Origin of the sequence: Pseudomonas sp. NFX183 (assembly GCF_047943075.1) — a bacterium.
Lineage (GTDB): Bacteria > Pseudomonadota > Gammaproteobacteria > Pseudomonadales > Pseudomonadaceae > Aquipseudomonas.
The window spans coordinates 1142201-1165921 of record NZ_CP181333.1 but is presented as its reverse complement, the minus strand read 5'-3'; the positions used below and the strand labels follow the sequence as shown (position 1 = coordinate 1165921).

Genomic DNA, 23721 nt, shown 5'->3' with positions numbered 1-23721 from the left:
TGTAAACGCTTAACCTGTTCCCTTATAAGAATTACGCGATGTCTTTGAAATAGTCGCTGTCCACTATCTTGTCTATTGAAAGTCCCTGTCCTGGCAGGTAATCGGTGCCGCTCGCGGCGGTGAATTTAATATCGCTGCTGCCCTTGGTAATGCTGCGTTCACCTGCAGTGGACGTGCGGGTGGTGTAAACCGTACTACGCATCGCCACGTACCCGCTCAAATCATTATTCATCTTTGTAAGACGGTCATTTATCTGGCCGGGCGTGAGGTTGAGTTTCTTTTCCAGGCGCACACCCCATCGCGTCAGGCAAGTTTCTGCAAAGTGACGAACAATCTCTCCGGGTTCGGCATACACCTTGGCACCCTGGTTTCCGTCGGGGGCAGCATTACCCATCAAGGTCGCGTGGCGCCCGGGCATTGGATAGATATGAACATGGGTACTTTTATCAAAGGTGGGCACGACACATGCGAAGCCGGAAGATCGCTCGTCCCTTGCGTAAAAACCGACGTACTCTTTGACGTTGCTGCCGAGCGTTACTCGACTGCTCTGGAAGTTCAAAAGTCCCGGAACCGGGTCGACAGCGAAGATATTGACCGGCACATTCTTCAAGACGCTGTCGTTGAGCATGGCGTTGGCCAGCATGTGGCAGCTGATCCCGCCGCGGCTCCAGCCGACCAGGTTGACGCGCGTGGGAATGATGCCGTCTTTTCGGAAGGTCTTGATGATCTGCTCTTGCAACTGCTGCTGCGTTACTTTGCGCGTACCGTAATCGTAAGTGCGCCAATACCAACTGCCGGTGACTTTGACGTCTTCAATCGGAATGCCGGCTTTTTGCAGTTGGGTGTAGTTTTCCTCCGTCAGTTTTTCGCGCTGCCAGGTAAACGTGCCCTTCATGATGTTAACCGCGTGAGCCACATTTTCTTCCCAGCCGGAGCCCAGGGCGGTGCCCTTTAACTGAGGATAATTGCCAGACTCGGAGAACATCTCATCGGCCTGCAAGTTGCCGCTGCCGGGGCCGTCGATAACAATCCATTCGGCAAACTCCTTACTGACGCTTTGAGTGTTTTGCGCCAGCGTGGAAATCAACTCACCGTTCCAATAACTTGCGTGAGTATCGTCAAACTTGGTTGAGCCAGTGCCGCAGAAAAAAACAGTGAAAGTTGTCATGAGCGATTACCCGTCCATTGGATAAAGGGGTGAACTCATAACAATGCAAAAGGCCGTGGCTGGCTACTGTGAGAACTGACAGGCAGTTAGATTGGTTTCGAATACTGAAAGGGATTTGGTCATCAAAAGCGGGTGGTGCGAGCCAAAAAAAAGCCCCTCCCAACAGGCTGATGCGCAACCTGATGGGAAGGGCTTGTAGAACACCTGTCATGCCCTGGCGCTATCGCCAGGGCATTTTTGTTGCCAGCAGGCTCAGGCCACGAACTGCTCCGCGTAGTGGCAAGCCACCTGGCGGTTGTCCAGCGGCCGCAACAACGGCTCCTCGCTGCTGCAACGCGCTGTCGCATACGGGCAGCGCTTGTGGAACGCGCAGCCAGATGGCGGGTTCAGCGGGTTGGGCAGTTCGCCGACGATCTTGATCTTCGGCTTGTTCGGGTCTGGGTGGATGGTCGGGGTGGCCGACAGCAGCGCCTGGGTGTACGGGTGCAGCGGGCGGGCGTAGATGTCTTCCTTGGGGCCCACTTCCACCGGGCGGCCGAGGTACATCACCATCACGTCGTCGGCAACGTGTTGCACCACTGCCAAGTTGTGGGAAATGAACACGTAGGCGGTGTTGAATTCCTGCTGCAGGTCCATGAACAGGTTAAGCACCTGGGCCTGGATCGACACGTCGAGTGCCGAGGTCGGTTCATCGGCCACCAGCACTTTGGGTTGCAGCATCATGGCGCGGGCCAGGGCAATACGCTGGCGCTGACCACCGGAAAACATGTGCGGGTAGCGCTGATAATGCTCAGGGCGCAGGCCCACTTGCTTCATCATCGCCTGCACTTTCTCGCGGCGCTCGGCGGCGGACAGATTGGTGTTGATCAACAGCGGCTCGCCGAGTTGATCACCGACTTTCTGCCGTGGGTTCAGCGAGGCATACGGGCTCTGGAACACCATCTGCACGTCTTTGCGCAGTTGCTTGCGCTGGGCCTTGTCGGCACCGGCGACTTCCTGGCCGGCGATTTTCAACGAGCCCGACGACGGCTCTTCAATCAGCGTCAGCGCGCGGGCCAGGGTGGATTTGCCGCAACCCGACTCACCCACCACGGCGAGGGTCTTGCCGGCTTCCAGTTCAAACGACACACCATTAAGCGCGCGTACCAGCGCGTGGCCCTTGAACAGGCCACGGGAGACTTCGTAGTGACGGGTCAGGTCGCGGGCGGTAAGAACGACGGCCATTACGCCACCTCCTGGTTCAAGGGGTAGAAGCAGCGCGCGAGGCTGTTGGTTTTCGGGTCAAGGCCAGGCCGCTGGGCACGGCAGGATTCCTGCACATACGGGCAACGTGGCGACAGCAGGCAACCCTGCGGGCGGTCATAACGACCGGGCACGATGCCCGGCAGCGTGGCTAGGCGCGTGGCGCCCAGGCTGTGCTCGGGGATCGCCTTGAGCAGCGCTTCGCTGTACGGGTGCGCCGGGATGTCGAACAGTTGCGGCACCTGGCCGACTTCCACGGCTTGGCCGGCGTACATCACGCACACGCGCTGGGCGGTTTCGGCCACCACGGCCAGGTCGTGGGTGATCAGCACCAGGCCCATGTTCTGCTCTTTCTGCAGGGCCAGCAGCAGCTCCATGATCTGCGCCTGAATGGTTACGTCCAAGGCCGTGGTCGGCTCATCCGCGATCAGCAGTTTCGGCTCGCCGGCAATCGCCATGGCGATTGCGACACGCTGGCTCATACCGCCGGACAGTTGGTGCGGGTAGGCATCCATACGGCTGGCGGCGCCCGGGATTTCCACTTTTTCGAGCAGTTCGATCGCACGTTTGCGCGCTTGCTTGCCGGACATTTTCAGGTGCAGGCGCAGCACTTCTTCGATCTGGAAACCCACGGTGTAGCTGGGGTTCAGCGCGGTCATCGGGTCCTGGAACACCATCGCCAGGTCTTTGCCGACGATTTGGCGGCGCTGACGGTTGCTCAGCTTGAGCATGTCCTTGCCATCGAAGTTCAGGGCGTCGGCGGTGACGATGCCGGGGTGCTCGATCAGGCCCATCAGCGCCATCATGGTCACGGATTTACCCGAGCCCGACTCGCCAACGATCGCCAGTACTTCGCCTTTGTCGACGGAAATGTCGAGGCCATCGACCACCGGCACGGCGGTCGTGTCGCCGAAGCGTACGTTGAGATTCTTGATTTCTAACAGTGACATGGGAATCTCCTCAGGCGGCGTTCTTGAGTTTCGGGTCCAGCGCATCGCGCAGGCCGTCACCCATCAAGTTGATTGCCAGCACGCTGAGCAAAATGGTCAAACCCGGCAAGCTCACGACCCACCAGGCGCGTTCGATGTAGTCACGGGCCGAAGCCAGCATGGTGCCCCACTCTGGGGTTGGCGGTTGTACGCCAAGGCCAAGGAAGCCCAGGGCCGCGGCATCGAGAATCGCCGAAGAGAAGCTCAAGGTGGCCTGTACGATCAGCGGCGCCATGCAGTTGGGCAGCACGGTGATGAACATCAGGCGTGGCAGGCCGGCGCCGGCGAGGCGGGCGGCCGTCACGTAGTCGCGGTTCAGTTCGCCCATCACCGCAGCACGGGTCAGACGCACATAAGAGGGCAGCGACACGATCGCAATGGCGATCACGGTGTTGATCAGGCCAGGGCCGAGGATCGCGACAATGGCAACGGCCAGCAGCAGCGACGGCAGGGCCAGCATGATGTCCATCAAACGCATGATGGTTGGGCCAAGCAGGCGCGGGAAGAACCCGGCGAACAGGCCCAGCAGGATGCCCGGGATCAGCGACATCACGACCGACGACAAGCCGATCAGCAAGGACAGGCGCGAACCCTGGATCAGGCGCGAGAGCAGGTCACGGCCCAGTTCGTCGGTGCCGAGCAGGAACTGCATCTGCCCGCCTTCCAGCCAGGCTGGAGGGGTGAGCAGGAAGTCACGGTATTGCTCGCTCGGGTTATGCGGCGCAACCCAAGGGGCGAAGATCGCGCAAAACACCACCAGCAACATGAACAGCAGGCCGGCGACGGCGCCTTTGTTCTTGGAAAAGGCTTGCCAGAATTCTTTGTACGGGGACGGGTACAGCAGGCTTTGATCGACTGCTACCGCGGAAGTAGGTGTGGTCATGGTCATGATCTCAGCGCTGGTGACGGATGCGTGGGTTGGCGAAGCCGTAGAGGATATCCACCACGAAGTTCACCAGAATCACCAGGCAGGCGATTAACAGGATGCCGTTTTGCACCACGGGATAGTCCCGTGCGCCAATGGCTTCGATCAGCCATTTGCCGATGCCGGGCCACGAGAAGATGGTTTCGGTCAGAACCGCACCGGCCAGCAGAGTACCCACTTGCAGGCCGACCACGGTGAGTACCGGGATCAGTGCGTTACGCAGGCCGTGGACGAACACCACGCGCGCCGGCGACAGGCCTTTGGCCTTGGCGGTACGGATATAGTCTTCGCGCAGGACTTCGAGCATCGACGAACGGGTCATCCGCGCGATAACCGCCAGCGGGATGGTGCCGAGCACGATGGCCGGCAGGATCAAGTGGTGCAGGGCGTCGAAGAACGCGTCCGGCTCGTCAGCCAGCAGCGTGTCGATCAGCATGAAGCCGGTGCGCGGCTCGATGTCGTAGAGCAGGTCGATACGCCCGGAAACCGGGGTCCAGCCCAGGCTTACCGAGAAGAACATGATCAGGATCAGGCCCCACCAGAAGATCGGCATCGAATATCCCGCCAGGGAGATGCCCATCACCCCATGGTCGAACAGGGATCCTCGTTTCAAGGCCGCGATCACCCCGGCCAACAGGCCCAGGATACCGGCGAACAACAGGGCGGCCATGGACAGTTCCAGGGTCGCAGGGAAGAGGGCGGTGAATTCGGTCCACACGCTGGTGCGCGTGCGCAGGGACTCACCGAGGTCGCCGTGGGCGAGTTTGCCTACGTAGTCCAGGTATTGCGCGTACAGCGGCTTGTTAAGGCCGAGGCGTTCCATTGCCTGTGCGTGCATCTCGGGGTCGACTCGTCGTTCGCCCATCATGACTTCGACAGGGTCGCCGGGGATCATGCGAATCAACGCAAACGTCAGCAACGTGATGCCGAAAAACGTGGGGATCAATAACCCCAATCGGCGGGCAATAAAACTAAACATCTTGTTGTGTACCTCAATCAGCCGGTTAGGCAGGTTCGGCACCGTCAATGGCGACGGTGCCGAGCGTCTTCTCTTATTACTTCACCTGGGTGGTGGCGAAGTTATTGGTCGTCAGAGGGCTTTGGGTATAACCCTCGACGTTTTTGCGCATGGCGGTGAACATTTTCGGGTAAGCCATGGGAATCCATGGTTGGTCCTTCTCGAAAACGTCCAGTGCTTGTTCATAGAGTGCAGCGCGCTGGGCCGGTTCAGCGATAGCGCGTGCCTTGTCGATCAAGTCTTGAAACTCTTTGTTACACCAGCGGGCGTAGTTTTCGCCGTTTTTGGCTGCATCGCAACTCAGGTTTGGTGTGAGGAAGTTATCCGGGTCCCCGTTATCCCCCGCCCAACCGGCGGACACCATGTCGTGCTCACCGTTTTTGGCACGCTTGAGCATTTCGCCCCATTCCATGACCTTGATGTTCACTTTCAGGCCGATCTGCGCCAGATCCGCCTGCATGCGCTGGGCGCCGAGCATCGGGTTGGGGTTGGTCGGGCCGCCGCCGTTACGGGTGAACAGGGTGAACTCGGTGCCTTCCGGTACGCCGGCTTCCTTGAGCAGGGCGCGGGCCTTGTCCAGGTCACGCGGTGGGTTTTTCAGCTTTTCGCTAAAGCCCAGCAGGGTTGGCGGGTACGGGCCGGTGGCGTCGATTGCGTTGCCTTTGCCGTACAGGGACTCGTTGTAGCCTTTTTTGTCGAACGCGATGTTGATCGCGTGGCGCACGCGCGCGTCGCTCATGTACTTGTGGGTGGTGTTCAAGGCGGTGTAGCTGGTGGTCATCGCCGCCAGTTCCGCGACTTTCAGATTGGGATCAGCCTTGGCGCTCGGCACATCATCGGGCTTGGGATACAGCGCGATCTGGCATTCGTTGGCCTTGAGCTTTTGCAGGCGCACGTTGCTGTCGGTAGTGATGGCCAGGATCAACGGGTCAGCCGGCGGCTTGCCACGGAAGTAGTCCGGGTTGGCCTTGAAGCGCACCTGGGCGTCTTTGGCGTAACGGTTGAAGATGAACGGGCCGGTGCCGATGGGCTTGGCGTTCAGGTCATCGGTCTTGCCGGACTTGAGCAACTGGTCGGCGTATTCGGCGGAGTGAATCGAGGAAAACGCCATGGCCAGGTCGGACAGGAACGGTGCTTCAGGACGGGTCAGGGTGAAGACCACGGTGTGGTCGTCGGTCTTCTCTACGCTCTTGAGCAGTTCCTTGAAACCCATGCTTTCAAAGTACGGGTAGCCCACGTTGGACTTGTTGTGCCACGGGTGATTCGGGTCCAGCTGGCGCTGGAAGCTCCAAAGCACATCGTCGGCATTCATGTTGCGCGTGGGTTTGAAGTAATCGGTGGTGTGGAACTTGATGTCGTCACGCAGGTGGAACGTGTAGGTCAGGCCATCGGCGCTGATTTCCGGCAGGTCTTTGGCCAGGGCAGGCACGACTTCGGTGGTGCCGGGCTTGAAGTCCACCAGGCGGTTGAACATGGTTTCTGCCGCGGCGTCAGCGGTGACGGCGGTGGTGTACAGGACCGGGTCAAAACCTTCCGGGCTGGCTTCGGTGCAGACCACCAACGGTTTGGCCGAAACGCCGATCGCAACGCTCAATAGCGCAGCGGCAATGGCAGCTTGTAACGGGAGCATTTTCATTCAGAGCCCTCTGCAATCGAGTGAACCAGACAAGCGTAGACGGCGGGCTCGTCCTGAGCCCGCCGTCTACCTGGCGCTAATTAAAGAATGTTGAACGGGATGGTGGTGACCAGGCGGAACTCACGCAGGTTGCCGTCAGCCTGGTTAGCGCTGGCACGGTGAGTCACGTAGGTACCACGAATGGTGGTGGCCTTGAGTGCGCCGCTTTGAATCGCGTAGGAAGTACCCACGCCGTATTCCTGGTGTTTCTCGCCGTCCTGGGTCTGGATACCGTTGTAAGCAAAGCCGGCACGGCCGCCGTCGCCGGTGTAGTGAGTGCCGTCGATGCCCCAGCCGCGAGCCGAGTAGATGTTGAACTTCAGGCCTGGCACGCCGTATTCGGCCATGTTGATGCCGTAAGCGATCTGGAACGATTTCTCGTTCGGACCGTTGAAGTCGGACGTCAGGGAGTTGGCCAGGTAGATGCCGTTGGTTTCGTGCAGGTAGTCGAAGTACTCGTTACCGTTCACTTCCTGGTACGAGAAGGTCAGGCTGTGAGCCTGGTGAGTCAGGCCGAGCGACAGCGAGTAAGTGTCGTTGTCGATCTTGCCCATCAACTTTTTGCCTTCGTCGACGGTTTTGTAGTAGTTCAGGCCGGTGGTCAGGCTCAGTTGCTGGCTGTCACCCAGTTCATGGGTTGCGCCGAAGTAGTACTGGTTCCAGAAGTCTTTGACTTGAGCGCCGAAGAAGCTGGTTTTCAGGCTCTTGAACGGCTGGTAGTTCACGCCCGCGGTGTAGACGTGATCCGCTTCCTGGCCATTGCCGTATTCGCTGCGGAATTTCGACAGGCTCTGTTCGGTACGTGGCGACACGCGGTCGAAGTAAGCGCCCTGGAACGACAGGTTGCTGAACTCTTCGCTGTTGAGGGCAAAACCTTCAAAGCTCGACGGCAGTGCACGGTTGCCGATGGTGTCGACGATGCCGCTGCTGAAGTTCTGGCGACCGGCGGTCAAGGTGGTGTTGGACACACGGAACTTGACGTTGGCCAGGCCCAGTTTGCTCCACTGGCCTACTGCATCGCCGTCGGAGTCGGCCAGGGTACGGTTGGAACCGCCCTTGATGTCACGCTTGCTCTGGTCGAGCGCGATGACGTTGTAACCCGCTACTTCGGTTGCTACCCCAACAGTGCCTTGGGTGAAGCCCGAGGAGTAGTTAAGGATGGTGCCTTGCAGCCAGTTGGTACGGTAGGCGTCGGTGCGAGCCTCGCCGTGCTTCTGGTAAGTGAACTTGCTACCACGGAAACGCTGCTCGTTGGAAAACCAGTTACGGGTGGTACCGCCCAGGCTTTGACCGTCGATAAAGCCTTTGGCCTCGCTTTGGGCGCTGGTGCCGGCCAACGTGGTAGGGACGAAGTCCTGGCTTTGGGTTTCAGCGAAGGCGGTTGCCGTGATGCTGCTGATGGCCAGGGCCAGAAGCGCTTTGCTGCTCAGTTTCATGGGTGAAGCTCCTTTGGTTCTCTTTTTAATGCCGGTCTTTTTAGGTGAACCGGCTATTGGGTGTGTAACTCGTTCAAGCCTTTGCAAACGTTTGCTGTAGGAAATTTCGCAACAAAAGGCTGCACGTTTGCCAGGGAGCCAACGTCGCTCCCTGCAATCCGGTTATTTTTTTATGGGTTGATACTGACGCCCGAGAACACGTTGCGGCCGAAGGGGCTGACTTTGAAACCTTCGACTTTGGCGCTTAACGGCTGGTTGACCGTCGAGTGGGCGACGGGCGTGATCGGCACCTGTGCTTTAAGCAGTTGCTGCGCCTGTTTGTACAGAACAGTCCTTTGTTCGCGGTCGGTGACGACCTTGGCTTGCTTGATCAGCTTGTCGTACGCCGGGTCACACCACATGGAATAGTTGTTCCCGCCGATGGCGTCGCAGCTGTAAAGAGTGCCCAGCCAGTTGTCCGGGTCACCGTTGTCGCCGGTCCAGCCGATCAGGCTGACGTCGTGCTCACCGTTCTTGGTGCGCTTGATGTACTCGCCCCATTCGTAGCTGACGATCTTGACCTTGAGGCCGATCTTGGCCCAATCGCTTTGCAGCATCTCGGCCATCAGCTTGGCATTGGGGTTGTACGGACGTTGCACCGGCATCGCCCACAGGGTGATCTCGGTACCTTCCTTGACGCCGGCGGCCTTGAGCAATTCCTTGGCTTTTTCCGGGTTGTAGGCAGCGTCCTTGATGGTGTCGTCGTAGGACCACTGGGTCGGCGGCATGGCGTTGACCGCCAGTTGGCCGGCGCCCTGGTACACGGCGTTGAGGATGCTCTGCTTGTTCACCGCCATGTCCAGTGCCTGACGCACTTCGAGCTGGTCGAAGGGTTTGTGGCGCACGTTGTAGGCGATGTAACCCAGGTTGAAGCCGGGTTTGGTCAGCAGTTGCAGGTTCGGGTCGGCCTTGAGGGCGTCGACGTCGGCCGGGCGCGGGTGCAGCGTGATCTGGCATTCGCCGGCCTTGAGCTTCTGTACCCGCACCGACGCATCGGTGTTGATGGCGAAGATCAGTTGGTCCAGCTTGACCCGGCTTGGGTCCCAGTACTGTTTGTTAGCCACGTAACGGATCTGCGAGTCTTTCTGATAACGCTGGAACACAAACGGGCCAGTGCCGATCGGCTTCTGGTTGATGTCGCTGGGCTTGCCTTCCTTGAGCAACTGCTCGGCGTACTCGGCCGACAGAATCGAGGCAAAGCTCATGGCGATGTTTTGAACGAACGCGGCGTCAACCGTATTCAAGGTCATCACCACGGTGTGCGGGTCGGTTTTCTCGACCTTGGCAATGTTCTTGTTCAGGCTCATCCCGTTGAAGTATGGAAACTCGGTGGGGTAGGCCTTGCGAAACGGGTGGTCGGGGTCAAGCATGCGGTTGAAGGTGAACAGCACGTCGTCGGCGTTGAAGTCGCGCGTCGGCTTGAATTCCTTGTTGCTGTGGAATTTCACCCCTTCACGCAAATGAAAGGTGTAGGTCAGGCCGTCTTCGGAAATATCCCACTTGGTTGCCAACCCAGGTACCACATTGGTCGCGCCTTTTTCGAACTCAACCAAGCGGTTGTACAGCGGCTCGGCCGCATCGTTGTCGGTGGCGGTGGTGTACTGCGCGGTGTCAAACCCGGCCGGGCTGCCTTCAGAGCAGAACACCAGGCTCTTCTTGTCGGCGGCTTGGCCCATCGTGGCCACAGCCAGCAGGCTGGTGCCAAAAATTGCGGATAGAACAGTGGTATGGCGCATGACGATCCCGATCCTTGTTTGTAGTTGTCATCAGCGAGCAATCACCCAGGCTCGAAGCCTGGGAGATATCACTGATCCCACACACGGCAGGTGCCTTTCCGATATTGGTGCCTCTGCTGTCGTACGACGGTATGGGCCGTGGACTTCGCAGTAAATGCGCCAAAACGGATTGACCTTGTAGGCAACAGACGCACCTATCGCAGTTCGTTGCCGTAGGACGGTAACGGTCGCAAAGGTGGTCTGATTCCTACGGTCCAGGCGGATGCAATAACGGCGACGTTATGAAACGTCGCCGTTATTAATCCTTACTTGCCGCTTACGCTTACGCCGTAGAAAGAGTTCAAGCCAAACGGGCTGATCTTGAAGTCCTGCACGGTGTTGCGCATGGGTTGATACACCGTCGAGTGCGCGATAGGTGTGTAAGGCAATTCATGTTTCAGGAGTTGTTGCGCCTGCTTGTACAGTTCGGTGCGCTTGGCCACATCAGTGGTCGACTTGGCCTGACTGATCAGGTCGTCGTACTGCTTGTTGGTGAACTTGGAGAAGTTGTTACCGTTCAAGGCCGAGGAGGCAAAGAGGGTACCCAACCAGTTGTCCGGGTCACCATTGTCACCGCTCCAGCCGATGATCATCGCCTGGTTCTCGCCGCCTTTGGAGCGCTTGATGTACTCACCCCATTCGTAGCTGACGATGTTGACCTTCAGGCCGATCTGTTTCCAGTCGCTCTGCAGCATCTCAGCCATCAGCTTGGCGTTCGGGTTGTACGGACGCTGAACCGGCATGGCCCACAAGGTGATCTCGGTGCCTTCCTTGATACCGGCTTCCTTGAGCAGTTCCTTGGCTTTGGCCGGGTCGTACTTGGCGTCTTTGATGGTGGTGTCATACGACCATTGGGTCGGCGGCATGGCGTTGACGGCCAGTTGGCCTGCGCCCTGATACACGGAGTCGATGATCTGCTGCTTGTTGACCGACATGTCCAGCGCCTGGCGAACCCGCAGGTCTGCCAATGGGTTTGGCGTGGTCTGGCCCTTAAGCACAGGCATGACGTTGTAAGCGATATAACCCAGGTTGAAGCCCGCCTGGTGCGGCATCTTCATGTCCTTGTCCGCTTCCAGTGGCTTGATGTCCGCTGGGCGAGGATAGGCCGTGATCTGGCACTCGTTCTTCTTGAGTTTTTGAATGCGTACCGAGGCGTCAGTGGAGATCGAGAAGATCAGGTTATCAACCTTGACGTCTTCAGGCTTCCAGTAGTCCTTGTTGCCGGTAAAGCGGATGTTGGAGTCTTTCTGGTAGCTCTTGAAGACGAACGGCCCGGTGCCGATTGGCTTCTGGTTGATGTCGCTGGCTTTGCCTTCCTTCAACAGCTGGGCAGCGTATTCGGCCGACTGGATCGACGCGAAACTCATTGCCAGGTTCTGGATGAAAGCCGCGTCCACGGTGCCAAGGGTGAACTTGACGGTATGGTCATCAACTTTTTCGATGTTCTTGATGTTCTTGTCCATCTCCATGTCCGAGAAGTACGGGAACTCGGTTGGATAGGCTTTGCGGAACGGATCGTCCTTGTTGATCATGCGATTGAACGTGAACAGCACGTCATCGGCATTGAATTCACGAGTCGGCTTGAAATACGGGGTGGTGTGGAACTTGACGCCTTCACGAAGGTGGAAGGTATACGTCAGGCCATCCGGGGAAACGTCCCAACTGGTGGCCAGGCCTGGAACAACGGCGGTGCCGCCACGTTCAAATTGGCTCAGGCGGTTGAACACGGTTTCGGCCGAGGCATCGAAGTCTGTTCCGGTGGTGTACTGGCCTGGGTCAAAACCGGCCGGGCTCCCTTCGGAGCAGAACACCAGGTTAGTCGCCGCTTGGGCGAAAGGGGCTGCGGCCATAAGGCCAGCGCTAACTAAAAGCGGAAGGACTGCGTGTTTAAGCATGTTGGCCTCATGATTTGTTGTCATTTTTGGTGTTGAGGGCGACCTCGTGAGTCGGCCTGCGGATACTTATGCAGGGGCCATACCCATTGCAAGATGCTGAACCGTCGTGGAGGCCAAACAGTGGTACGAACGTACAGGAATGTCGCATTTATGAAAGTTTGTACATAAATGCATATATATAGAGGGTTTTTTCGGTGCATTTGACGCACCAAAAAAGCCCAACCGAGGCGTCTGGCGCACTCGGTTGGGGCGCAGCTGTTACTTATCTAGACTGACACCATAAAACGGCGTCAGGCCAAAAGGACTGATCTTGAAGTCCTGCACTTCTTTTCGAATAGGCTGGAAAACCGTCGAGTTTGCGATAGGCGTTATAGGTACTTGTTCCTTAAGGATTTTTTGTGCCTGTTGATACCACTTGATGCGCTGGTTGCGGTCACTGCTGACTTTGGCTTGCTGCACCAGTTTGTCGTAGGCCGGGTTACACCATTTGGCGTAGTTGCTGCCTTTGACCGCGGCACAACTGTAGAGCACGCCGAGCCAGTTATCCGGGTCGCCGTTGTCGCCGGTCCAGCCGTAAATCATCGCGTCATGTTCGCCATTTTTGGCGCGTTTGATGTATTCGCCCCATTCGTAGCTGACTATGTTGGCTTTGATACCCACCTTTTCCCAATCCTGCTGAATCATCTGCGCCGACATTCGCGCGTTGGGATTGGAGGCGCGCTGCACGGTCATCGCCCAAAGATTGATGGTGGTACCTGGTGCAACCCCTGCTTCTTTTAGTAGCGCCCGCGCCTTGGTCGGGTCGTAGGGCGCGTCCTTGATGGTGGGGTCATAAGACCACTGGGCAGGTGGCAATGCGTTCTGCGCCAATTGCCCGGCGCTCTGGTACACGGCCTTGATGATTGCCGGCTTGTCGATGGCCATATCCAGGGCCTGACGCACTTTGAGTTGGTCGAGCGGCGGGTGAGTCACGTTGTAAGCAAGAAAGCCCAGGTTAAAGCCGGCTTGTTGCAGCACGCGCAGGTTTGGGTCCTGTTTCATCACCTCGATATCGGCCGGGCGTGGGTAACCGCTGACCTGGCATTCGCCGGCCTTGAGCTTCTGCAAGCGCGAAGCGGCGTCCGGAGTAATCGCAAACACCAGGTTGTCGAGCTTCACATCCTCGGGTTTCCAATACTGTTTATTGGCGACGTAACGGATCTGCGAGTCTTTCTGGTAGCGCTTGAACACAAACGGCCCGGTGCCGACGGGTTTCTGGTTGATGTCTTCAGCCTTGCCCTGTTTCAACAGCTGGGCGGCGTATTGGGCCGATTGCACCGAGGCAAAACTCATGGCCAGGTTTTGCACGAACGAGGCATCGACATTATTCAGGTTAAAACGCACGGTGTGATCGTCGAGTTTTTCGACGTTTTTGATCGTGGTGTTCAACCCCATGTCGGTGAAGTATGGCGACTCGGACGGGTAAGCCTTGCGAAATGGGCTGTCGGCATCCAGCAGGCGGTTGAAGGTAAACAGCACGTCATCCGCGTTGAAGTCGCGGGTAGGGGTGAAGTAGTCGGTGGTGTGGAACTTGACGCCATCGCGCAGATGGAAGGTGTAGCTCAGGCCGTCATTGGATACCTCCCAGCTTGTTGCCAGGCCGGGTTCGACTTCGGTGCCGCCACGCTTGAACTGGGTCAAGCGGTTGAACACGGTTTCGGCGGAGGCATCAAAATCGGTGCCGCTGGTGTACTGACTGGGGTCGAAGCCGGCAGGGCTGGCTTCGGAGCAGTAGACCAGGGTGCTGGCCGCCTGGGCCATCGGCATGAACGCCAGCAGGCTTGCAGCCAGGAGTAGCGGTTTGAAAGCGGTTCTTTCCATGGAAACTCCTGAAGTGGCAGGCCTATACAGCCGCCCAAACGAAAACGGCGGCAACCGAGGTTACCGCCGTTCAGGTTTGTCAGGTAGAGGTCACTGCATCTGTACTTCGATCACGCCGTCGGCGCTCATGTTGACCTGGCTGGTACCCGCTTCTACTTCAGGCGTCGGTGCCGAATCCGCCATCGCCGCTTTCATCATCATGCCGGCGCCGCGCGCGTAAGGCATCGGGTAGCCGTTGGTGTTGAAGTTCAGGTTGACGATCTTGTAGCCCTTGCCGCCCAGCGCATCGGTGGCCAACTGCGCGCGCGCCTTGAAGGCGGCGACCGCGTCTTTAAGCAGGGCATCTTCGCTGGACTTGCGCGTGGCGTCGGCGATGGCGAAGTCCATGTTTTCCATTTTCAGGGTGTTCAGCAGATCGCCGGTGAGCTTGGACAGCGCCGGGAAATCCGCGCTTTCCAGGCGCAGTTCGGCACGCTCGCGCCAGCCGGTGATCTTCTGGTTCTTGTTGTCGTAGATCGGGTAGCTGTTACGGCTGCCCTGGCGCAGGGTCACGCCTTTGACTTCGCGCGCTTCGCCCAGGGCCTTGTTCAGGGTGGTGGTGATTTCGGCGGCGAGCTTGGCCGGGTCGGTGTTTTGTGACTCGGTATAAAGGGTGACGATCATCTTGTCGCGAGCCACTTCCTGGCTGACTTCGGCACGCAGGGAGATCTGGTTGTAATGCAGTTCATCGGCGGCCATGGCCGGCAGGCTGGCCAGGGCGCTGGCGCTGAGAGTGAGGACAGCTGCACTGCGAGTGAAACGAGACATGGAAGCTCCTTGGGATGGTCGTGTTGGTATAACCGTGTTCGGTAAGACTGTAGACGGTGCTATCGGGTTCTTCGGGTTTACACATTCGCTACAAGTGGCGCGGTGCCGACGAACGGTCATCTGCCCGGCCTGCGTCAAAGAGCCACACGCGCCGTGCCAGCGGGTCTGCTTCGTTTATACTCCTGCCGATCCGCCTGCAGCGCTCACCGGGAGAGCTCATGCTCGCCGCCGTAAAACTGACTTCCGCCACCCGCCAGAACCTCTGGCGCCTGACGTTCATTCGTACCTTGGTACTGGCCGCACAGGCCGGCTCCGTCGGGCTCGCGTATTGGTTCGACCTGCTGCCGCTGCCGTGGCTGCAGCTGGCCGTGACACTGGGCTTTTCCATCGTGCTGTGCGTGTTCACTGCCATTCGGCTGCGCACCACGTGGCCGGTGACCGAGCTGGAATACGCGCTGCAATTGGCCTGCGACCTGTTTATCCACAGTGTGTTGCTTTATTTCTCCGGTGGTTCCACCAACCCGTTCGTGTCTTATTACCTGGTGCCGCTGACCATTGCCGCCGTGACGTTGCCATGGCGCTATTCGGTGGTGCTGTCGGGCATCGCGCTGACGCTGTACACCTTGCTGCTGGCGCAGTTTTACCCCCTGAAGACCTTCCCTATCGCCCGGGAAAACCTGCAGATCTACGGGATGTGGCTGAGCTTTGCGCTGTCCGCTGCGGTTATCACGTTTTTCGCCGCGCGCATGGCCGAAGAGCTGCGCCGCCAGGAAGAATTGCGCGCCATTCGCCGTGAGGAAGGCCTGCGTGACCAGCAGTTGCTGGCCGTCGCCACCCAGGCCGCCGGCGCCGCCCATGAGCTGGGCACACCGCTGGCAACCATGAGCGTACTGCTCAAGGAAATGACCCAGGACCATCACGACCCGGCGCTGCAAGATGACCTGAGCGTGTTGCAGGAACAGGTCAAGCAGTGCAAGCAGACCTTGCAGCAACTGGTACGCGCCGCCGAGGCCAATCGCCGCCTGGCGGTGGAGATGCAGGACGTGACCCAGTGGCTCGACGAAGCCCTGAACCGCTGGCACCTGATGCGCCCCGAAGCCAGTTACCGTTTCAACCTGCTGGGCCAGGGCAGCGTGCCGCGCATGGCGCCGCCGCCAGACCTGACGCAGGCGTTGCTCAACCTGCTGAACAACGCCGCCGATGCCTGCCCTGAAGGGTTGGGCGTGCAGCTGGACTGGGACGCGGAAAACGTGACCATCAGCATTCGTGACCACGGCGCGGGCGTGCCGCTGGCCATTGCCGAGCAGATCGGCAAACCCTTCTTTACCACCAAGGGCAAAGGCTTCGGCCTCGGCCTGTTTTTGAGCAAGGCCAGCGTGACCCGCGCGGGCGGCTCAGTGAAGCTCTATAGTCATGAGGAAGGTGGCACGCTCACCGAGCTGCGCCTGCCCCGTGTCGCACGAGGAGATATCGATGAGTGACGAGATCCAAGTCGAAGGCGAAGAACTGCCGCACCTGCTGCTGGTAGATGACGACGCCACCTTTACCCGCGTGATGGCGCGCGCCATGAGCCGCCGTGGTTTTCGCGTGAGCACCGCAGGCTCGGCCGAAGAAGGCCTGACCATCGCCCAGGCCGATTTACCGGACTACGCCGCGCTCGACCTGAAAATGGACGGCGACTCCGGCCTGGTGCTGCTGCCCAAGTTGCTGGAACTCGACCCCGAAATGCGCGTGGTGATCCTCACCGGTTACTCGAGCATCGCCACCGCCGTCGAGGCCATCAAGCGCGGCGCCTGCAATTATTTGTGCAAGCCGGCGGACGCCGACGACGTGCTGGCCGCGCTGCTCTCCGAGCATGCCGACCTCGACACTCTGGTGCCGGAAAACCCGATGTCGGTGGACCGTCTGCAGTGGGAGCATATTCAGCGCGTGTTGACTGAACACGAAGGCAATATCTCCGCTACCGCCCGCGCCCTGGGCATGCACCGGCGTACCCTGCAACGCAAGCTGCAGAAGCGTCCGGTACGGCGCTGAACAAAGTCTGAACAATCTGCTTCAGGCTGCACGGAGCCCTGAACCGATCGTCTATGATCGGTTCAAACGCCTGTCACTTTTTCCTACCGAGCCTGAACGATGAATCAGAACGCTGAGTACTCCGCGGTCAACGATGCGGTGCGTGGGCACTTCTTTCGCCGAACCTGGGCGATGATCACGCCCTATTGGCGCAGCGAAGAGAAGGGCAAGGCCTGGTTGTTGCTGGCTGCAGTGATTGGCCTGTCGCTGTTCAGCGTGGCGATCTCCGTGTGGATCAACCACTGGTATAAAGACTTTTACAACGCGCTGGAGAAGAAGGACACCGCCGCCTTCTGGCAGCTGATCGGCTATTTCGGCGGGATCGCCGCCGTAGCGATTCTCGGCGCGGTCTACCGCCTCTACCTGACCCAGATGCTGACGATCCGCTGGCGTGCCTGGCTCACCGAAAAGCATTTTGCACGTTGGCTTGCCCACAAGAATTACTACCAGCTGGAGCAGGGCGGTTACACCGATAACCCGGACCAGCGGATTTCCGAAGACCTCAACAACTTCACCTCCAGTACCTTGAGCCTGGGGTTAGGCCTGCTGCGCAACGTGGTGAGCCTGGTGTCGTTCTCGATCATCCTGTGGGGCGTGTCGGGCAGTATCGAAGTGTTTGGTTTCACCATCCCCGGCTATATGTTCTGGTGCGCGTTGGTGTACGCGGGCGTCGGTAGCTGGCTGACCCACCTGATCGGCCGTCGTTTGATCGGCCTGAGCAACCAACAACAACGCTTTGAAGCAGACCTGCGTTTCTCCATGGTGCGTGTGCGTGAGAACGCCGAGAGCATCGCCTTGTACAACGGCGAGCCGAATGAGAACCAGCGCCTGAGCGCACGCTTTGGCAAGGTCTGGCACAACTTCTGGGACATCATGAAAGTGTCCAAGCGCCTGACCTTTTTCACCGCTGGCTACAGCCAGATTGCGATCATCTTCCCCTTCATTGTCGCCGCGCCGCGCTACTTCACCGGCAAGATCGAGCTGGGCGAGCTGATGCAAATCAACTCGGCGTTCGGCAACGTGCAAGAGAACTTCAGCTGGTTTATCAACGCGTATTCGGAGCTGGCTTCATGGCGCGCGACCAGTGATCGTCTGCTCAGCTTCCATCAGGCCATGAGTGACAACGAGCAGCGTGTGCCCGCCATCGATGTGCACGCCGAGGGCGAGCGCCTGGTGGTGAAAAACCTGGGCATGGATTTGGCTGACGGTCGTCACTTGCTGACCGACGCCGACATGACCGTAGAGCCGGGCCAGCGCGTGATGCTCAGCGGGCGCTCAGGCAGCGGCAAGAGTACGCTGCTGCGCGCAATGGGCCACCTCTGGCCAGCGGGCCACGGCAGCATTCGTCTGCCGGCTGCGCGTTACCTGTTTCTGCCGCAAAAGCCTTACTTGCCCATTGGCACGCTGAAGGCTGTGTTGAGTTATCCACAAGACGACAGCGCGTACTCGGCCGAACGTCATGCACAGGTCCTGGAAACGTGCCGCCTGCCGCATCTGGTTGCGCGCCTGGACGAAGCCAATCACTGGCAACGCATGCTCTCGCCGGGTGAGCAGCAGCGCCTGGCTTTTGCTCGCGCGTTGTTGTTCGCGCCGCAGTGGCTGTACATGGATGAAGCCACCTCGGCGATGGATGAGGAAGACGAGGCCACGTTGTATCAAGCATTGATTGACGAGTTGCCGGGACTGAGCATCGTCAGCGTCGGCCATCGCAGCAGCCTCAAGCGCTTCCATGGGCGGCATGTACGGATTGACGGTGGGTTGTTGCAGGAGCAGCAACCGGCTTAAGGTCGTACGCGGTCAACGTGGGAGCGGGCTTGCTCGCGAATACGGTCTGTCAGTTAGCGATGTGCTGATGACCCACCGCATTCGCGGGCAAGCCCGCTCCCACAGTGGATCTCCAGTGTTCTGGAAAGTGAAGCCCAATAAAAAGCCCGGCTGATCATCGATCAGCCGGGCTTTTTATTGCTTGCAGAAGACTTACTTCTTCAAGCCGTAATGCTCATCCAGCATGCCTGGGGCGTCCGGCGTTTTTGGCGCGTAGTCCCGTGGTGGCTCCTGGTTTTCCCGCGGAGGCGTCAGGCGCTCCCGTGGCGCGTGCGGTGCATCGGAATGCAGCGCGGCCAGCAGACGCTGGCGGGTGATGTCGTCGAGGGCCAGGCGGTTAGCGCCATCGGCGAGGTGATCCTGTACATCCTGGTAGCTCTGGGTGAGCTTCTTGACCAGGGTCGCGGTGCTGTTGAAGTGGGTAACAACCTCGTTCTGATAACTGTCAAAACGTTCCTGAATGTCATCCAACTGACGCTGCGTGCGGTTAGGCGCGGCATTTGGCAGCAGGCGGGCAACCAGGAATCCAATGGCGACACCGGCAACCAAGGCGAGAGTCGGCAACAACCAAACTAAGAGCGAGTGTTCCACGAGTCCTTCCTCTATAAACGGCTTTGCTTTACGTTAACGGCTCGGACCTGCGCTGTATACCGCGATTAAGCTCGCAATGATGCCATGCACAGACTTTTAGCTAGACGAGTCGACCCTTTGTGAGGTCACGGAGTTCATTCCTTGCTCATGCGTGAAACCCCCGTTTTGATCGATGGCCCGGTTGGCCAATTGGAAGCCCTGTACCTGGATCACCCCGAGCCACGTGGCCTGGCGCTGATCTGCCACCCTAACCCGGTGCAGGGCGGGACCATGCTCAATAAAGTTGTCTCGACCCTGCAACGCACCGCTCGCGATGCCGGTTTGATTACTTTACGTTTCAATTACCGCGGTGTCGGTGCCAGCGCCGGTACCCACGACATGGCCACCGGTGAAGTGGATGATGCCGAAGCGGCCGCCACCTGGCTGCGGGAAAAACACCCCGACCTGCCGCTCACCCTGCTCGGGTTTTCCTTTGGTGGTTACGTGGCCGCCAGCCTCGGCGGCCGTCTGGAAGCCAAGGGTGAAAAGCTCGCGCACCTGTTCATGGTCGCCGCCGCCGTGATGCGCCTGCGTGATACCGACGTGCTGCCCCAAGGCTGCCCATTGACTTTGATCCAGCCGGAAACCGACGAAGTGGTCGACCCGCAGGTCGTCTACGATTGGTCCGCTGCCCTGAAACGCCCCCATGAGCTGCTGAAAGTGGCAGAATGCGGGCACTTTTTTCATGGCAAGCTCACCGATCTCAAGGATCTGGTGCTGCCGCGCCTCTCGAATTGATAGCAGTCTGATAAGCGATTACCCATGACGACTCGTACCCGTATTCTCACCGGCATCACCACCACCGGCACGCCGCACCTGGGCAACTACGCCGGCGCGATCCGCCCGGCGATCCTCGCCAGCCAGGACGCGAATGCCGACTCCTTCTACTTCCTGGCCGACTACCACGCCCTGATCAAATGCGATGACCCGCAGCGCATCCAGCGCTCGCGTATGGAAATTGCCGCGACCTGGCTGGCCGGTGGCCTGGATGTGAACCGGGTGACGTTCTATCGCCAGTCCGACATCCCGGAAATTCCTGAACTGACCTGGCTGCTGACCTGTGTTGCCGCCAAGGGCCTGCTCAACCGCGCCCACGCCTACAAGGCCTCGGTGGATAAAAACCTGGAAACCGGCGAAGACCCGGACGCGGGCATCACCATGGGCTTGTACAGCTACCCGGTGCTGATGGCGGCGGACATCCTGATGTTCAATGCGCACAAGGTGCCGGTCGGCCGCGACCAGATCCAGCACGTGGAAATGGCCCGCGACATTGGCCAGCGTTTCAACCACCTGTTTGGCAACGGTAAAGAATTCTTCACCATGCCTGAGGCGTTGATCGAAGAAAGCGTCGCCACCTTGCCGGGCCTGGATGGCCGCAAGATGTCCAAGAGCTACGACAACACCATCCCGTTGTTCACCAGCGCCAAGGACATGAAGGAGGCGATCTCGCGGATCGTCACCGACTCGCGCGCGCCTGACGAAGCCAAGGACCCGGACAACTCGCACCTGTTCACCCTGTTCCAGGCGTTTGCAACCAAGGCCCAGGAAGAAGAGTTCCGTGCCGAGCTGCTGCAAGGCCTGGGCTGGGGCGAGGCAAAGAGCCGTCTGTTCCAACTGCTCGACGGCCAACTGGGTGAAGCGCGCGAGCGTTATCACCAACTGATGTCGCGCCCCTCGGACATGGAAGACCTGCTACTGATCGGTGCCCAGAAAGCCCGCGCCGTGGCGGCGCCGTTCCTGGCCGAGCTGCGTGAGGCGGTTGGCTTGCGCTCGTTCGTCAATCAGGCCGCCGCGCCGGTGGCTGCCAAGAAGAAAGCCGCCAAAGCCGCGCGCTTTGTGAGCTTTCGCGAAGACGACGGCAGCTTCCGCTTCCGCCTGCTGTCGGCCGACGGCGAGCAACTGCTGCTGTCGCGCAATTTCGCCGACGGCAAAGCGGCCGGCGCGGTGACCAAGCAACTGCAAAACGGCGACGCGCTGGATGTACGCACTGAAGCCCTGAGTTTCAGCGTATGGCTCGATGGCGCGGTGGTTGCCGACAGTGCCGCGTTCGCCGACGAAACGTCGCGCGATGCAGCCATCGCCGCGCTGCGCGTTGCGTTGACCCCAACCGAGGATTAACCCGACCAAGGGTTGATTGCCATTATCCAGGGCCGTCGTTACAGTGACGGCCCGTTTTTGTTGCCTTGCTAACGAAATTATGACGCCCCTAGAACGATATCAAGCTGATCTGAAACGCCCTGAATTCTTCCATGACGCTGCGCAGGAAAATGCGGTGCGTCATTTGCAGCGCCTGTACGACGACCTGGTCGCGGCCTCGCAAAACAAGCCAGGGATGTTCAGCAAGCTGTTTGGCAAGAAAGACCATACGCCGGTCAAAGGCCTGTACTTCTGGGGTGGCGTGGGCCGCGGCAAGACTTACCTGGTCGACACCTTCTTCGAAGCGCTGCCGTTCAAGGAAAAGGTGCGTACGCACTTTCACCGCTTCATGAAGCGCGTGCACGAAGAAATGAAGACGCTGCCGGGCGAGAAAAACCCGCTGACCATCATCGCCAAGCGCTTCTCCGACGAGGCGCGGGTGATTTGTTTCGACGAATTCTTCGTCTCCGACATTACCGATGCGATGATCCTCGGCACCCTGATGGAAGAGCTGTTCAAGAACGGCGTGACCCTGGTTGCGACCTCGAACATCGTGCCCGATGGCTTGTACAAGGACGGCCTGCAACGCGCGCGCTTCCTGCCGGCCATCGCGTTGATCAAGCAGAACACCGAGATCGTCAACGTCGACAGCGGCGTCGACTATCGCCTGCGTCACCTTGAGCAAGCGGAGCTTTACCACTATCCGCTGAACGATGCCGCGCTGGACAGCCTGAAAAAAAGCTTCCGCGCGCTCACGCCGGAATGCACCAAGGCGGTCGAAAACGACAAGCTGATGATCGAGAACCGCGAAATCATCGCGCTGCGCACCTGCGATGACGTGGCCTGGTTCGAGTTCCGCCAGCTGTGCGATGGCCCGCGCAGCCAGAACGACTACATCGAACTGGGCAAGATCTTCCACGCGGTGATCCTGAGCGGCGTGGAACAGATGAGCGTCACCACTGACGACATTGCGCGCCGGTTTATCAACATGGTCGACGAGTTCTACGACCGCAACGTCAAGCTGATCATCTCGGCGGAAGTCGAACTCAAGGACCTCTACACCGGCGGTCGCTTGAACTTCGAATTCCAGCGCACGCTGAGCCGCTTGCTGGAAATGCAGTCCCACGAGTTCCTGTCGCGCGGGCACAAACCCTAACAGCGACACGCATAAATGGTGGGAGGGGGCTTGCCCCCGATAGCGGTGTGTCAGGGCCAGGTGTACTGACTGACCGACTGCTATCGGGGGCAAGCCCCCTCCCACATTTTTTACGGTGTTTGACCCTGCTTAAGCGGCTTGCTGGAACTGCTGCCGGTATTGGTTCGGCGACAGCTCGGTGTGCTGGCGGAACAGCCGCGCAAAGAAGCTCGCATCGTCGTAACCCACCTCATAGCTGATGGTCTTGATGCTTTTGCGGCTGCCCGAGAGCAAGCCTTTGGCGGTCTCGATGCGCAGGCGTTGCAGGTAGTGCAGCGGCTTGTCGCCGGTGGCGGTCTGGAAACGGCGCATGAAGTTGCGGATGCTCATGCCGTGTTCGCGGGCGACGTCTTCGAAGCGGAACTTGTCGGCAAAGTGCTCTTCGAGCCAGTGCTGGATCTGCAGGATGATCACGTCCTGGTGCAGCTTCTGCCCACCAAAACCAATGCGCCCCGGTGCGTAGCTGCGTTGCACTTCGTAGAGGATGTCGCGGGCCACGGCCTGGGCGATGTTGGCGCCGCAGAAGCGTTCGATCAGGTAGATATAAAGGTCGCACGCCGAGGTGGTGCCGCCGGCGCAATACAGGTTGTCGGCGTCGGTCAGGTGCTTGTCCTGGTTGAGCTGCACCTTGGGGAAGCGTTCGCTGAAGGCATTGAAGAAACGCCAGTAGGTGGTCGCCTCCTTGCCATCGAGCAATCCGGCCTCGGCCAGCCAGAACACTCCGGTGGCCTCGCCGCAGAGTACAGCGCCGCGTGCGTGTTGCTGGCGCAGCCAGGGCAGCACTTGCGGGTAGCGTGTGCATAACGCGTCGAAGTCGTCCCAGAAGGCCGGTAGCACGATGATGTCGGCGTCTTCCAGGCCGCCGTCCACCGGCATGATCACATCACTGAAGCTGCGCACCGATTGCCCGTCGGGGCTGACCAGACGCGTTTCAAACGCCGGGGTCAGGCCCAGGCCTTGTTGTTTGCCATAACGCAGACTGGCCAGATGGAAGAAATCCTTGGCTTGCATGAGGGTGGAAGCGAATACCCGAT

At 59.3% G+C, this 23721-nt stretch carries 19 protein-coding genes; 6 read left to right on the top strand and 13 right to left on the bottom strand.

Annotation, left to right across the window (positions count from 1 at the left end):
* Window positions 1-31: 31 nt before the first annotated feature.
* The 11 genes from ACM530_RS05535 to ACM530_RS05485 all read right to left on the bottom strand — a co-directional run bounded on the left by ACM530_RS05535 (window position 32) and on the right by ACM530_RS05485 (window position 14829).
* Window positions 32-1168 (bottom strand): hypothetical protein, encoded by a 1137-nt coding sequence (locus ACM530_RS05535; RefSeq protein ID WP_416364400.1) that lies wholly within the window; start codon window positions 1166-1168, stop codon window positions 32-34.
* Window positions 1169-1420: 252 nt separating this feature from the next.
* Window positions 1421-2392, bottom strand: a complete 972-nt coding sequence (locus ACM530_RS05530) for a peptide ABC transporter ATP-binding protein (RefSeq protein WP_106578631.1) — start codon at window positions 2390-2392, stop codon at window positions 1421-1423.
* The gene (locus ACM530_RS05525; protein WP_242194736.1) at window positions 2392-3360 is read right to left on the bottom strand and encodes an ABC transporter ATP-binding protein; all 969 of its coding nucleotides are present in this window, start codon (window positions 3358-3360) and stop codon (window positions 2392-2394) included. The genes ACM530_RS05530 and ACM530_RS05525 overlap by 1 nt, the downstream gene beginning before the upstream one ends.
* Window positions 3361-3370: 10 nt before the next feature.
* Window positions 3371-4282 carry an ABC transporter permease subunit gene (locus ACM530_RS05520; RefSeq protein ID WP_145165247.1) on the bottom strand — a complete coding sequence of 304 codons (912 nt, stop codon included), beginning with the start codon at window positions 4280-4282 and terminating at the stop codon, window positions 3371-3373.
* Window positions 4283-4292: 10 nt separating this feature from the next.
* Window positions 4293-5303, bottom strand: a complete 1011-nt coding sequence (locus ACM530_RS05515; RefSeq protein ID WP_010565541.1) for an ABC transporter permease subunit — start codon at window positions 5301-5303, stop codon at window positions 4293-4295.
* Window positions 5304-5379: 76 nt separating this feature from the next.
* Complete coding sequence (locus tag ACM530_RS05510; protein ID WP_416364399.1) at window positions 5380-6978, bottom strand: ABC transporter substrate-binding protein; 1599 nt, start codon at window positions 6976-6978, stop codon at window positions 5380-5382.
* An 80-nt stretch (window positions 6979-7058) separates the two neighbouring features.
* Window positions 7059-8453: an OprD family porin gene (locus ACM530_RS05505; protein WP_145165243.1), complete on the bottom strand. Its 1395-nt coding sequence runs from the start codon at window positions 8451-8453 to the stop codon at window positions 7059-7061.
* A gap of 170 nt (window positions 8454-8623) precedes the next feature.
* Window positions 8624-10168 carry an ABC transporter substrate-binding protein gene (locus ACM530_RS05500; protein WP_370004724.1) on the bottom strand — a complete coding sequence of 515 codons (1545 nt, stop codon included), beginning with the start codon at window positions 10166-10168 and terminating at the stop codon, window positions 8624-8626.
* 365 nt (window positions 10169-10533) lie between these two features.
* Window positions 10534-12162, bottom strand: a complete 1629-nt coding sequence (locus ACM530_RS05495; protein ID WP_106578637.1) for an ABC transporter substrate-binding protein — start codon at window positions 12160-12162, stop codon at window positions 10534-10536.
* 258 nt (window positions 12163-12420) lie between these two features.
* The gene (locus ACM530_RS05490; RefSeq protein ID WP_416364398.1) at window positions 12421-14022 is read right to left on the bottom strand and encodes an ABC transporter substrate-binding protein; all 1602 of its coding nucleotides are present in this window, start codon (window positions 14020-14022) and stop codon (window positions 12421-12423) included.
* Between the two features lie 90 nt (window positions 14023-14112).
* A complete protein-coding gene (locus ACM530_RS05485) occupies window positions 14113-14829 on the bottom strand; it encodes an SIMPL domain-containing protein (RefSeq protein WP_145165237.1) in 717 nt (238 codons plus the stop codon).
* Window positions 14830-15047: 218 nt separating this feature from the next.
* On the opposite strand from ACM530_RS05485, the gene ACM530_RS05480 reads away from it, so the two are divergent.
* From ACM530_RS05480 to ACM530_RS05470, 3 genes are all read left to right on the top strand, one after another.
* Entirely contained in the window at window positions 15048-16310 is a 1263-nt protein-coding gene (locus tag ACM530_RS05480) for an ATP-binding protein (protein ID WP_106578640.1), read from the top strand.
* Window positions 16303-16863, top strand: coding sequence for a response regulator transcription factor (locus tag ACM530_RS05475; RefSeq protein ID WP_003171731.1), 561 nt, complete (start codon window positions 16303-16305; stop codon window positions 16861-16863). Before ACM530_RS05480 ends, ACM530_RS05475 begins: the two co-directional genes overlap by 8 nt.
* 99 nt (window positions 16864-16962) lie before the next feature.
* Window positions 16963-18687: an ABC transporter ATP-binding protein/permease gene (locus ACM530_RS05470; RefSeq protein WP_416364397.1), complete on the top strand. Its 1725-nt coding sequence runs from the start codon at window positions 16963-16965 to the stop codon at window positions 18685-18687.
* Between the two features lie 192 nt (window positions 18688-18879).
* On the opposite strand, the gene ACM530_RS05465 is transcribed toward ACM530_RS05470, so the two are convergent.
* Window positions 18880-19317: a YhcB family protein gene (locus ACM530_RS05465; protein ID WP_145165233.1), complete on the bottom strand. Its 438-nt coding sequence runs from the start codon at window positions 19315-19317 to the stop codon at window positions 18880-18882.
* 147 nt (window positions 19318-19464) lie between these two features.
* On the opposite strand from ACM530_RS05465, the gene ACM530_RS05460 reads away from it, so the two are divergent.
* The 3 genes from ACM530_RS05460 to zapE all read left to right on the top strand — a co-directional run bounded on the left by ACM530_RS05460 (window position 19465) and on the right by zapE (window position 22648).
* Window positions 19465-20094: an alpha/beta hydrolase gene (locus ACM530_RS05460; RefSeq protein ID WP_145165231.1), complete on the top strand. Its 630-nt coding sequence runs from the start codon at window positions 19465-19467 to the stop codon at window positions 20092-20094.
* A 24-nt stretch (window positions 20095-20118) separates the two neighbouring features.
* Window positions 20119-21474 carry a tryptophan--tRNA ligase gene (locus tag ACM530_RS05455; RefSeq protein WP_416364396.1) on the top strand — a complete coding sequence of 452 codons (1356 nt, stop codon included), beginning with the start codon at window positions 20119-20121 and terminating at the stop codon, window positions 21472-21474.
* A gap of 79 nt (window positions 21475-21553) precedes the next feature.
* The gene (gene zapE, locus ACM530_RS05450; RefSeq protein WP_106578645.1) at window positions 21554-22648 is read left to right on the top strand and encodes a cell division protein ZapE; all 1095 of its coding nucleotides are present in this window, start codon (window positions 21554-21556) and stop codon (window positions 22646-22648) included.
* Between the two features lie 129 nt (window positions 22649-22777).
* On the opposite strand, the gene ACM530_RS05445 is transcribed toward zapE, so the two are convergent.
* Window positions 22778-23674: a GlxA family transcriptional regulator gene (locus ACM530_RS05445; protein ID WP_369302610.1), complete on the bottom strand. Its 897-nt coding sequence runs from the start codon at window positions 23672-23674 to the stop codon at window positions 22778-22780.
* Window positions 23675-23721: the final 47 nt, after the last annotated feature.